This window comes from Deltaproteobacteria bacterium (assembly GCA_009692615.1).
Lineage (GTDB): Bacteria > Desulfobacterota > Binatia > UBA9968 > UBA9968 > DP-20.
The window spans coordinates 1-10,852 of record SHYW01000144.1; the positions used below are offsets into that span (position 1 = coordinate 1).

Consider the following 10,852-nt stretch of genomic DNA (forward strand, 5'->3'; position numbering starts at 1 on the left):
GCTCTGCTTTTTCTTTCTCGCCCACGCCAAACTCGCAAACGTTGTCTGCTCCCCCACGCTCTTTCCTCCCGCCTCACCTTGTCGGTCTTTCTGCTCTTCGTTATTAGACGACTTGCTAGATGACTTGTTCAGAGATTCCTTAAGAAGCACTTTCGCGATAACGAAGACTCGATTCGGCGGCTGCTCAGGCAAAATTTTCAGCTGCGAGATTTTTCTAAAGCCGACAGCGATCAGTGTTACAAGGTGTTCTCCGGCTACTCCGTCTACGAGGTCGACGGCGCGTTCGGAAATAAAATACAGGAGCGCACGCAAGTCGTGCGCATCGCTTTTGTCCCGGACTTTAAGGCATTGATTCGCGGTGTGTCGGTCAGAATTCAAGATGCCCGGTCTTTCGCACAACGGTTTTTTCGCTTCTGGACACAGGATATGGAAGAATTTCTCGAGGACCTGCACCGGCAGCCCGGCCACTTGCGCACGAAATGGGAAGAGCCGCTGGCGGCTCGACTCGATGACTGGATGAAACATGTGGGCATGTTCGTGACCGGCTACATCGTCCACGAAATCTGCGCCGGAATCGATGATCTCGTCGAACAGGGTCGAATCAAGGCGGGTGAAGACGAAATATGGGTGACCTCCTTTCGTAGTTTCGCGCTCAACCGTATTACCCGTCGACGTTCTTAGTTGTCCGGTGCGATTCACCCAGCCGATGGTTTCGCTGGGCCGACGTAAAATTCGCGGCGCGGAAAAATTTGCGACGATTGGACCAAAGGTATTTCAGAACGTCTTCGCCGTCTCCGGCCGCCAACTGGCGAGGCGGGTTTCTAAGGCTTTGACCGCGAAGGTAAGGATTACCGAGAGCGCCATGAAGATGGCGACGCCGACGAAAACTACATCGACTTTGTAGTTGCTGGCGGCTGACGCGATCATGTAGCCCAAGCCTTGGCTCGATCCGAAGAACTCGCCGACGACCACTCCAAGTATCGCTCTGCCGATGGCGAGTCTTAATCCTGCGATGATGTAAGGCAGCGAATTCGGCAGCACCACGATCTTCATCACTTGCCATTCGTTGGCGCCGAAGGAGCGCACCACGTTGACCAGCACTCGGTTGACGTTTTTGACGCCGGTGTAGGTATTGATCAACAGCGGAAACACGGCGCCGGCGAAGACGATGACGATTTTCGACCAGATGCCGATGCCGAACCAGAGAATCAGAAGTGGCAATAGGACAATCCGCGGGGTCGCGTTGCATGCCGTGACATACGGATCGAGTAAGTTTTCCAAGGTTGCCGACCTGCCCATGATTAAACCCAAAGGGAGACCGACGACGATCGACAGCCCGAGGCCGGCGAGAAAGGCGATGGCGCTGACGTAAAAATGTTTTTCGATCTCGCCGTTGAAGAGCAATTCGGAGAAAGTCACCGCGACTTTTGACGGCGTGGTAAAGAAGAGTGCCATGCCTTTCGGCAGCGTGTACCAAAGCGGGACGCTTTCCCACAGCGTGAGCAGGGCGACAATGAAGCCGCCGCCCAGGATAAAAGATTCGTGTTCCGCGTAGAAATTCTTGAGCTTCATCAGCGCACCTCGTCATTGGCGCGCCACGGCGCGACGGTAAGCTCCAGCTTGCGCATCAGTTCGGTGAGCCCCACGGCGACCAGCGACAGGATGATGATGCCGACGAACATGTCCGGCAGTCGGTAAGTGTCGCCCGCCTGGGTGATCGCGAAACCGATGCCTTCGGAGGCGGCGTAAAATTCGCCGACGATGATTCCCACCAGGCCGCGGCCGATGGCGAGCCGCGCGCCAGCGATGATGTAGGGCATGGTGCTCGGCAGGATGACTTTTAAATAAAGATCTTTCTCGCTACCGCCGTAGGAGCGGATCACGTTGATCAACAGCAAGTCGGTGGATTTTACCCCGGCGAATGCGTTGAAGACGAAAGGAAAAACCGCCAGCAAAAAGACCAGCGCGGCTTTGCCGAGCACGCCGACGCCGAAAACAATGATGAACAACGGCGCAAGGGCGACCAGCGGGCTGGCGTAGAGCGCGGTGAGAAAAGGATCGAGGGAGTATTCGACTCGTCGTCGCCAGCCCATGACCAGGCCCACGGGGATGCCGACGATGACGGCGAAGCTGAAGCCCCATAGAAACGCCTGGCTGCTGACCGCCAGATCGTGCCACAGCTTGGCGCCTTGGATTTGTTCCTTAAACGCGGCGGCGATGAGCGATGGTTTAGTAAAAAAGAAAGGGTTTACCGGAAAGATGTACGTCTGCACCAGTTCCCAGGCGCTGACCAGGAAAAAAAACGAGCACAGTCCGAGCCAGAGCCGGCGATGTTCGGCGAAATATTTTTTTGTCATCATTTCTAGCCTCGCGAAGTCAGTTCTTCTTTGAGTACGTCCCAGATGCGCAACTTGATCTCATTGAATTTGGGCGTAAGCCGCATCTCGTAATCCCGTGGCCGCGGCAGATCGATCTTGAGGATGTCTTTAGTGCGGCCTGGTCTTGCGCTCATGACGATGACTCGGTCCGAAAGATAGGCCGCTTCTTCGATGCTATGCGTGACGAACAGCACGGTCTTCTTAGTGTGTTCCCAGATTTGCAGCAGCTCGGCCTGCATCAGGTCGCGCGTCTGGGCGTCGAGCGCCGCGAACGGTTCGTCCATCAGCAATACTTCAGGTTCGGTTGCCAGCGCGCGGGCGAGTCCCACGCGCTGTTTCATTCCGCCCGACAGTTCGTGCGGATAGTGGCTGGCGAAATCTTTCAAGCCAACCAACTTGATCAGTTCGGTTGCCCGTTCTGCTCTTTGCGCTGGCGCAATGCCCTTCAACTCCAGTCCCAGCTCCACGTTGGCGGTCACGGTGCGCCAAGGGAGCAGGCCGAACTCTTGAAAGACCATGGCGCGTTCTTGGCCGGGGCCGGTAATCGGCGCGCCGTTTAACTGGACTTCACCGCTGTCCGGTTTGATCAGTCCCAGGAGGATATTGAGGAACGAGCTTTTGCCGCAGCCCGACGGCCCAACAATGCTGACGAATTCGCCCTTGCCGACTTCGAGACTAAAATCGCTTAGCGCCGTGACCGGCTCGCGATTCTTGGGTGAGAAAACGAGAGTGATATTTTTGGCTTGAATGAAAGGAATCATCGCCCACCGGCTTGAGTTAGTTTATGGTCTCTTTCAGCCACTATCTCAAACTGTTTGTCCGCAATCGAAAATCCAAAAATCACCTGTTCACTCGCGTCGCCCGCACCAACACATTCGGCGGAATTGTCAGGCCGATCTGTTTTGCCGCTTTGAGGCTGATGATGAACTCGAACTTCATCGGTTGCTCCACCGGCAAGTCGGCAGGTGTTCGGCCTTTCAGAATTTTGTCGACGAACGTAGCGGCGCGCCGGTACAAGTCGGGAGTGTTAGTGCCATAGTACATAAGGCCGCCGGCTTCCGTATAATCGATTTGCGCGTAAATCGCCGGGAGCCGGTGCTTTACCGCGAGTTCGGCAATCTGTGCTCGTTGAGAGAAGAGGACGGGGGCCGCCAGCACGAGGAGCTCACCAGCACGCCCCTTGGTTGCGGCTCGGAATGCAGGCTCAATGTCCTTGGGATCTAGTACGTCAAGGTATTGCATCTGTACCTTGAACGCCTGTGCAGCGATCTCGATCTCTTTTAACACTTGTGCCTGGCCCGAATTGGTTGAAGTCCCGAGGACGGCCACGCGCGAGAGCTTAGGAAGGATCTCTTTCAGAAGCTCCAGTTGTTTTCCGGTCAGCTCCGGGGCAAAGGTTGATACTCCAGTAACGTTCCCGCCAGGTCGCGCGAGGCTGGCGACGTGACCGCTTCCAACAGGATCGTTATCGTTTGCCATGACAATGGGAATTGTAGTCGTTACGTCCTTGGCGGCACGGGTTGGTGACGCACTACTCGTGACGATGACGTCTACCTTGAGATGCACTAGCTCGGCCGCCAGGTCAGGAAGCCGCTCTATTTTTCCCTCGGCCCACCGATACTCAATGACAATGTTCTTCCCCTCCACGTAGCCAAGCTCGCGCAGCCCCTGGCGGAATGCCTCGATGCGGGCCGACGTGGCGGATTGGGAGGCAGCGCCTAGAAATCCTATCCGCGTGATTTTCGTTGTCTGCTGCGCCTCGGCGAGAGAAGCACTAGTCAGAAAAAAAGTTGCCAGCCGCTGAATCGCGGTTCTTCTGTTCATTTTTCCTCCACAACTGTTCACTCTTTACTTCTCATGATCGCGCCCACTTGATTCCATTTAACCCCGCCTCTTGAGGCGGGGTTAATTCAATGGAGTCTCCAAAGGGGGCGAGCATCCCTTTTGGTCGCGAGCGGGGTTCAACCCCCGCTTGCGAATTCAATTGACTCCCGAACTGCTTCGCAGTCTTGATATCGACCACCGATTCGAATTTCTTGCGCCGCACTGCGGGCAGAACGCCGCGTTGAGCCCGCAGTGCGAACTTTCTTTTAACACCCTTCACGCTCGTTCTAGCTCAACGGTTCTACTGATGAAGTTGATCCGCAAAGAATATTCTCGCAGCAAGCGAGTTCCGATGAGTATACCGCTCCCGGTAACAAAAGTTGCTTCCGCCTGAACGATCCGCCCGTCAAACGGAAAATCGACCAGATAGGGATCTTCCTCAACGCTTTGACCGCCAGCTAAAGCGGCGGTCGCACGACCAACGAAATGAGCATCGAGTGGCTCGCGTAAAGCATCCGGCAATTCCAGATCGCCGTTGAAACCGGTGTCAATAGTGGCAGGCCAATCTCGCCCAGCAATCGCGAGGATGATTGTCGGCAATCCTTGGACGGATACGACTCCGGGAATCACCAACGAGTTCCTTTGTGTAGATAATCGTTCGAGCCGACGCGTTCAAAGAATAGCGGCGAATGCAATCCTTCGGCGTCTCTTTGGGAGACGATGTCGCGAACCGTTTCACCAAACCAGATGCGCCCGCTGCGAGGATCGATACCGGCGGTCTGGCCGACGCGAGCCGAGAGATCATGCTGCCGCTGATAATCTATCCACATCTGCTTTGCTCTGACCGAGTCACTTTCTTCCCATTGGGCAAGCGGCATAGTCGACCCCTCCGTTAGCGGTTAAAATAAGTATAATCGTATCACAGCCCGGCGCTAAGACCCAATGCGCTTGCTGAATCATAGTTTCGAGATGGAAAAGGGGACAGGCTACTTTTCCGGGGATTCATAAAAGATCAGCGTGTCCCTTTGTCCGTATTCGAGATCGCTGCGGTTCCCTTCGGTCACCATGTCATAGGTCTTATTCCGGCCCAGGCCAATGATCCTCGAAGAAAATTACTTGATGCCCAACTCCTGATTCACTTCGCGCTGTAAGCTGAAGTCGAAAATCTTTGCCGCCGACACCGGTTCTTTGAGTTTCAAGGCTTCGGCGTCGGCGCGGAGAAACTCTTCGATTTCTTTGTCGGTCGATAGACCGTTGGTAGTGAAGGCAGGGCGGGCGAGGCGGTAGGATTCGAGGGCCACCGACATATCTACATTCAAATATTTCGCCAAGACTTCCGCCGTGCCCCGTTCGTTTTCCCAAAGGTAACGATGCGCGCGGGCGCGGGCGCGCACGATCCGTTTGGCCAAGTCGCGTTTTTCGCGCAGCAGTTTTTCCGTAAAGGCCAGGCCGTTCTGCAAATTCGGCAAATCATCGAGCGTGTTGCCGTGGATTTTGAGCTTGAACTTGTCGCGGGCGAGAATCACTGTGGGCGGCGACAAGGCGGCGAGTTGGATCACGCCGCTCACCAGGCTTTGCAGCTGCGCCGGCACGTCGCCGCCGATCAACACCGTGATGTCTTTGTCCGGGTCGAGCCCGGCTTTCTGGAGAAAGCGCATCGCCGCCAAGTGTTGCGAGCCGCCCAAGGTCGTGGTGCCGAATACTTTCCCCTTCAGTTCGGCGATGTTTTTGATTTCCGGCCGAGTGACCAGCCAGAATAAATTTTTCTTGAGGCTTTGCGACACGACTTTGACCGGCAAATCGCTGCGCTCCATGGCGCGGATCACCGTGCCGACGTTGTTGACCGCGTGGGCGTCGCCGCTGAGCAGCGCGGTGACGCCGATGTTGCCGCGCACTTGCACGACATCAGCCAACAATCCTTCTTGGCGGAAAAAGCCGCGCTCTTGAGCGATGTAGAGATCCACCGAAGCGATGCTGCGGCTCGGATAGGTGATGACGATGCGTTCGAGGTTTTGTTGCGCCTGAAGCGGTGTATGGCAGAACGCGAACACGATTAAAAATATGACGGCAAGGGTTGAGAGTCTCATTGGCTTTGGATGTTTAGTGGAATCGCGTTGGATGTCAAGTTGCGCGGCGTTTGGAAAATCCCTCTAAATCTCCCTTTACAAAGGGAGACTTTAAGATTTCCCCGCCATGGCGGCCGATCCTTCTATACCTCGTATTGGCTGGACGTGGTGTTGAAGACGCCAATGGCGACGGATGAGCGACTCCCCCTTTGGAAAAGGGGGATCAAGGGGGATTTGTTTGTGTGGCGGGGCGGTTTCCCTTGTGGCAGTCGGATTGTCCACTACCAAACTAACTTTGACGTTGCCGTGGCAACGCCACTCATGCCGACTCTTGAAACCACCGGCTTAGTTACAGTATACAAATGGGCATTAAGGAGGATTATTGAGATGAAGATTAAACAGATTTACCACATCGGACTGCCGTGCAACGATTTGGAGCGCGGGGTGAAATTCTACACCGAAGTCTTGGGCATGAAATGCACTAAGATCGGCTACGACACCGAAAGCGGCGGGCCGTACAAAGATAAATACGGCATGTTTCCCAACATCGCCCGGCTGTTCATGGAAGATGGCATGTGCTTGGTGCTGTTCCAACGGCCGGAAGAAGTGGAACGCGGCGATTTCGACGAAGGCACTTCGCACTTGGCCTTGGAAGTGGCTTCCGAAGAGTTCGACAAAGCCGCCGATGAACTGAAGAAAGCTGGCGTCAAGGTATCCATCGATAAGCCGGTGGTGCGGCCGACGGGTAAAGCGATTTACTTTTACGACACTGAGCAGAATTATATTCAGCTCTGGTCGCGGCCGTAGGGGGCAGTAGCCAGAAGTCAGAATTCAGTAGTCAGAAGTCGGACGAAAAGAAAATTCCCCGAGTTTCCTGAGCAAAATGTTCAGGGGGCTCGGGGAATGTCTTTTTCGCCGTCGGCCAAGCGCCGCGCGGTGGTTAAGAATCCCGTGTGGGCGACCATGCGATGTTGCGGGCGGACGCTCATGCCTTTGATATGCCAGAAGCGCATCAACGTTTCAGAGGTCTCGATGCAGGCAAAGCGTTTATCGTCGCGCAGAGCGTCAACTAAACTTTTCACCTGAATGACAGTCGGTAGGTAACAGAGCAAGATGCCGCCGGGCCGGAGCGCCATGTAAGCCGGTTCGACGACATGCCACGGCTCGGGCAAATCCAACATCACGCGATCGACATCGCCGACATCGATGGCGGTGGCGACATCGCCCAAGGTCACTTTCCAATTGGGCGCCGGGCCGAAATAGCGTGAGACATTTTTTTGCGCCAACTCGGCGAAGTCTTCGCGCAGCTCGTAGGAAAAAAGCTGTCCCTCGGGGCCGATGGCGCGGAGCAGCGCCATGCTCAGCGCGCCGGCGCCGACGCCGGCTTCGACCACGCGGGCGCCGGGAAACAGATCAGCCCAAATCAAAATCGGTCCGAGATCTTTGGGATAAATTACCTGGGCGGTGCGCGGCAGGTTGGGAATCAGCTGCGGCAGGCTCGGGCGAAAAACCAAGAACGGTTCGTTGTAGGACGACTTGACCACGCAGCCTTCGTCGCGGCCGATGATGTCTTCGACGGCAATCTTGCCGCCGCGGATGGCGATCGGCCGGCGTTGATCGAGGCGCGATAAATATTCGCGGTCCTTGCGATCGAGCAAGACGACCGGTTCGTCGGCGGCTAGGGGACCTCTGCGATAATTGCTGTTCATATTTATTTTAATTGCGGGTTGGTTGCTAATTATGATTCAAATCTATTCACCACGAAGGCACGAAGGGTTCGGATAATTAGGAAGGCGGGTTTGAAACCCGCCCCTACGAGACCTTCGTGCTCTTCGTGGTGAATAATCTTCACGCCAATTACTTGATGGTGTACTTGCCGAGGCCTTTGCGTTGCAGCTCTTCGACGATTTCGCGGACTTCTTGGGAGCGGCTGAGATCGCCGACCAATAGCGCGTCGGGGGTGTCGACGACGACGGCGTTTTCGATGCCCAAGAGCACGATCAAGCGGTCGGGCGAATGGATCAGGCAATTCTTCGCGCCCAGTTGCAGCCATTGGCCGTTGCCGGCGTTGCCCTCGGCGTCTTTGTGCATCATGCGATGGACCGCGGCCCAACTGCCGACATCGCTCCAACCGAAGTCTGCTTCGAGCGTCAAGACTTTTCCCTCGGTGCCGGCTTTTTCCAGCACCGCGTAGTCGATGGAGAGGCTCGGCATTCTTTTATACTCACGGGCGATGGCGGCCGTGAGCGAAGCGCTCGGGTTGCCGAGCGATTTGCCCTTGGCGGCTGCGCCGATCGCGTTTAGCCTAGCGCCGATTTCCGGTTGATAGCGATTGAGCAATTCGATCAGCGTCGCGGCTTTCCAAACAAAGATGCCGCTGTTCCACAGCGAGCCCTGGCGCAGGAGCTTCTTCGCCGTCGCTTTATTTGGTTTTTCGATAAATTTTTTGACTTGAAAGGTCGCGGCGCGGCCGGCGATCGTTTGGCCTTTCATGATGTAGCCGTAGCCGGTTTCCGGATAGTCGGGGCGGATGCCGATGGTGACGAGCCGGTCTTGGCTGACGGCGAGTTCCACCGCGGTTTTGAGCACGCGGGAAAATTCTTTGCCGTCCTTGACCCAATGATCGGCGGGCAGCACGATCATCACGCCGTTGGGATCGCGCCGCAGTATTTCCAAGGCGGCGAGACCGATGCACGGCGCGGTGTTTTTGCCTTGGGGTTCGGCGATGAAATTGCCGCGCGGCAAAGCGCGTAACTCTTTGCGCATGGCGTCGACTTGCTCGGCGACCGTGACGACCAGAGTTTGGGCGCGGCCGCCGAGGCTGAGGACGCGCTCGGCGGTCTCGTCGATCAAACTTTTGCGGCTGAGAATGTTTAGCAACTGTTTGGGCCGTTGGGCGCGGCTGAGCGGCCAAAAGCGCGTGCCCTTGCCGCCGGCGATGATGACGCTGTAGCAATTTGTTTTCATGGCGAGTCTCGGTTGATGCGAATGGAATTTATAGTACGGTAGCCGTGATGGTGGATCAAGTCGCAGGCGCGAAAACAATCTCTTGGAAAGTTCCAACTGAGCCGGAAGCGGTTCGCCTCGATGCCTTTGTGCGCCGCTGTTTGCCACATCTTTCGCGCCGCGAAGTCGACAAGGCGATTACTGACAAGCTGTTTGTCGTCAACGGCCGAGTTGGCAAAAAAGGCCAACGATTGACTAGCGGCGCCGATGTCGTTTTTACCGGACCGGTAAATTGGCTGGCGGAGCGGCCACAGCCGGCGGCGGAATTCGACATTCCGATTATCTACCAAGATGCCGCACTGATCGCGCTCGACAAACGGGCCGGCGTGGCGACCCATGGTTTCTCGGCCAGGGACGGCATTACCGCGGCGAATTTCATCGCCACGCGCTGGCCGGAATTACTGCAAGTCGGCAAGAGCCGCTGGGAGCCGGGCTTGGTTCATCGACTTGATATCGAGACTTCCGGTTTGCTCTTGGCGGCGAAAACTAATGCCGCGTTCGATCATCTACGCGATCAATTTCGCCGGCGTGAGATCGGTAAAACTTATTGGGCGCTGGTCTGGGGCGAAACGGATGGCGCCGGTGAGATCGCGTTGCCGCTGGCGCATGACAGCCGCGATCGGCGCCGCATGCGCGTGGCCGAAGCAACAAAGAATGCCGCACATCAGCGCGTCTGGCCGGCGCTCACGCGTTATCGCAAGCTCGGTTTCGCGCAAGGGGTTAGTTTGTTGGAGATTGAAATGGCGACCGGCGTGACGCATCAGATTCGCGTCCATCTGGCCGCGCTAGGCCATGCCATCATCGGCGATGGTTTGTATGGCGCGGCGCATGATGAGCGATTTGGTTTACAGCGCCACTTTTTGCACGCCATGGGATTAGAATTCAATCACCCTACGGACGGCCACATGTTGAAGCTCACGGCGCCGTTGGCGCCGGAGTTGGCGGAGGTTTTACGGCGGTTGGGAATCAACTACTCGGCGGCGCGGCTTTGACGCCTTTGGATTTGGCGCAGGGGCCGCAGAAATTGTTGAGCGTCAGCGCTTCTTCCATCCAACCTTCGTCTAGGTTGTGGCAGATTTTTTTGCACTCGAAGCAGATGAAATAGAGGCCGTCGATGCTCTTGTTGATTTTCTCGCGGTTGAGCACGCGCCCCTTGAGTTTGTCGATGCGGATGCCGAGGAGATCTTCGTAGTTCTTTTTAATTTTGCGCCGACCCGCTTCGTCGCTTGGAAGATCTTCATCGTCCGACTCGTCATGGCTGCCGTCGTCGATGTAATCTTGGGTACTGCCTTTGGCCGGCCGTTCCGCGCTTTTCTTTTTTGTCCGTGGCATTTTGCTGGTTTATCGCTCCCTGTCTGCGTTCATCAGGCGTGCATGATTGGCTTAGACTTTTAATGAACGGTATCCGGCTTGTCAATAGGAATTGTCGAAAATGTTGTAGCAAAGTGATTATGTCAGGGGTTAACGGCAACGTAATTATGTCAGGGTGGAAGGATGACAACCCTGACAATGAAAGACGAGAAACGACTAGACGTAATTCAACGAGTATATCGCAGCGAGATCACCGTGGTTGAGGCC

At 55.9% G+C, this 10,852-nt stretch carries 13 protein-coding genes; 3 read left to right on the plus strand and 10 right to left on the minus strand.

Translation table 11 applies throughout. The annotated features are described in order from the left end of the window. Positions 1 to 243 precede the first annotated feature (243 nt). Positions 244 to 681, plus strand: a complete 438-nt coding sequence (locus tag EXR70_23135) for a hypothetical protein (protein ID MSP41392.1) — start codon at positions 244 to 246, stop codon at positions 679 to 681. Between the two features lie 93 nt (positions 682 to 774). Here EXR70_23135 and EXR70_23140 read toward each other — a convergent pair whose 3' ends face one another. From EXR70_23140 to EXR70_23170, 7 genes are all read right to left on the minus strand, one after another. Further along, the gene (locus EXR70_23140) at positions 775 to 1,572 is read right to left on the minus strand and encodes an ABC transporter permease (protein ID MSP41393.1); all 798 of its coding nucleotides are present in this window, start codon (positions 1,570 to 1,572) and stop codon (positions 775 to 777) included. Beyond that, positions 1,572 to 2,360 (minus strand): ABC transporter permease, encoded by a 789-nt coding sequence (locus EXR70_23145; protein ID MSP41394.1) that lies wholly within the window; start codon positions 2,358 to 2,360, stop codon positions 1,572 to 1,574. Before EXR70_23145 ends, EXR70_23140 begins: the two co-directional genes overlap by 1 nt. Positions 2,361 to 2,362: 2 nt before the next feature. Continuing rightward, entirely contained in the window at positions 2,363 to 3,139 is a 777-nt protein-coding gene (locus EXR70_23150; GenBank protein MSP41395.1) for an ABC transporter ATP-binding protein, read from the minus strand. A gap of 79 nt (positions 3,140 to 3,218) precedes the next feature. Then, a complete protein-coding gene (locus EXR70_23155) occupies positions 3,219 to 4,202 on the minus strand; it encodes an ABC transporter substrate-binding protein (GenBank protein ID MSP41396.1) in 984 nt (327 codons plus the stop codon). Positions 4,203 to 4,478: 276 nt separating this feature from the next. Beyond that, positions 4,479 to 4,832 carry a hypothetical protein gene (locus EXR70_23160; protein MSP41397.1) on the minus strand — a complete coding sequence of 118 codons (354 nt, stop codon included), beginning with the start codon at positions 4,830 to 4,832 and terminating at the stop codon, positions 4,479 to 4,481. Further along, positions 4,829 to 5,080 carry a hypothetical protein gene (locus EXR70_23165; protein MSP41398.1) on the minus strand — a complete coding sequence of 84 codons (252 nt, stop codon included), beginning with the start codon at positions 5,078 to 5,080 and terminating at the stop codon, positions 4,829 to 4,831. The genes EXR70_23160 and EXR70_23165 overlap by 4 nt, the downstream gene beginning before the upstream one ends. Before the next feature lie 234 nt (positions 5,081 to 5,314). Continuing rightward, the gene (locus tag EXR70_23170; GenBank protein MSP41399.1) at positions 5,315 to 6,289 is read right to left on the minus strand and encodes an ABC transporter substrate-binding protein; all 975 of its coding nucleotides are present in this window, start codon (positions 6,287 to 6,289) and stop codon (positions 5,315 to 5,317) included. Between the two features lie 9 nt (positions 6,290 to 6,298). Between EXR70_23170 and EXR70_23175 the strand changes: the two genes are divergently transcribed. Beyond that, positions 6,299 to 7,075 carry a VOC family protein gene (locus EXR70_23175; protein ID MSP41400.1) on the plus strand — a complete coding sequence of 259 codons (777 nt, stop codon included), beginning with the start codon at positions 6,299 to 6,301 and terminating at the stop codon, positions 7,073 to 7,075. Positions 7,076 to 7,155: 80 nt separating this feature from the next. Here the strand turns inward: EXR70_23175 and EXR70_23180 are convergent, their stop codons facing one another. Both EXR70_23180 and EXR70_23185 read right to left on the minus strand, forming a co-directional pair. Further along, on the minus strand, positions 7,156 to 7,977 hold the full coding sequence (locus tag EXR70_23180; protein ID MSP41401.1) for a tRNA (adenine-N1)-methyltransferase: 822 nt from the start codon (positions 7,975 to 7,977) through the stop codon (positions 7,156 to 7,158). 148 nt (positions 7,978 to 8,125) lie between these two features. After that, the gene (locus EXR70_23185) at positions 8,126 to 9,235 is read right to left on the minus strand and encodes a mannose-1-phosphate guanylyltransferase (GenBank protein ID MSP41402.1); all 1,110 of its coding nucleotides are present in this window, start codon (positions 9,233 to 9,235) and stop codon (positions 8,126 to 8,128) included. A gap of 47 nt (positions 9,236 to 9,282) precedes the next feature. Here EXR70_23185 and EXR70_23190 point away from each other — a divergent pair, with 47 nt between their 5' ends. Further along, on the plus strand, positions 9,283 to 10,266 hold the full coding sequence (locus EXR70_23190; GenBank protein MSP41403.1) for an RluA family pseudouridine synthase: 984 nt from the start codon (positions 9,283 to 9,285) through the stop codon (positions 10,264 to 10,266). Here EXR70_23190 and EXR70_23195 read toward each other — a convergent pair. Further along, positions 10,241 to 10,606: a hypothetical protein gene (locus EXR70_23195; protein ID MSP41404.1), complete on the minus strand. Its 366-nt coding sequence runs from the start codon at positions 10,604 to 10,606 to the stop codon at positions 10,241 to 10,243. The genes EXR70_23190 and EXR70_23195 overlap by 26 nt on opposite strands. Positions 10,607 to 10,852: the final 246 nt, after the last annotated feature.

What these genes read in the sequence shown, in the direction of transcription:
- EXR70_23165 (MSP41398.1), bottom strand. Translation starts at nt 5,080, where the DNA reads ATGCCGCTTGCCCAATGGGAAGAAAGTGACTCGGTCAGAGCAAAGCAG.
- EXR70_23155 (MSP41396.1), bottom strand. Translation starts at nt 4,202, where the DNA reads ATGAACAGAAGAACCGCGATTCAGCGGCTGGCAACTTTTTTTCTGACT.
- EXR70_23150 (MSP41395.1), bottom strand. Translation starts at nt 3,139, where the DNA reads ATGATTCCTTTCATTCAAGCCAAAAATATCACTCTCGTTTTCTCACCC.
- EXR70_23195 (MSP41404.1), bottom strand. Translation starts at nt 10,606, where the DNA reads ATGCCACGGACAAAAAAGAAAAGCGCGGAACGGCCGGCCAAAGGCAGT.
- EXR70_23170 (MSP41399.1), bottom strand. Translation starts at nt 6,289, where the DNA reads ATGAGACTCTCAACCCTTGCCGTCATATTTTTAATCGTGTTCGCGTTC.
- EXR70_23145 (MSP41394.1), bottom strand. Translation starts at nt 2,360, where the DNA reads ATGATGACAAAAAAATATTTCGCCGAACATCGCCGGCTCTGGCTCGGA.
- EXR70_23185 (MSP41402.1), bottom strand. Translation starts at nt 9,235, where the DNA reads ATGAAAACAAATTGCTACAGCGTCATCATCGCCGGCGGCAAGGGCACG.
- EXR70_23175 (MSP41400.1), top strand. Translation starts at nt 6,299, where the DNA reads ATGTTTAGTGGAATCGCGTTGGATGTCAAGTTGCGCGGCGTTTGGAAA.
- EXR70_23180 (MSP41401.1), bottom strand. Translation starts at nt 7,977, where the DNA reads ATGAACAGCAATTATCGCAGAGGTCCCCTAGCCGCCGACGAACCGGTC.
- EXR70_23190 (MSP41403.1), top strand. Translation starts at nt 9,283, where the DNA reads ATGGTGGATCAAGTCGCAGGCGCGAAAACAATCTCTTGGAAAGTTCCA.
- EXR70_23140 (MSP41393.1), bottom strand. Translation starts at nt 1,572, where the DNA reads ATGAAGCTCAAGAATTTCTACGCGGAACACGAATCTTTTATCCTGGGC.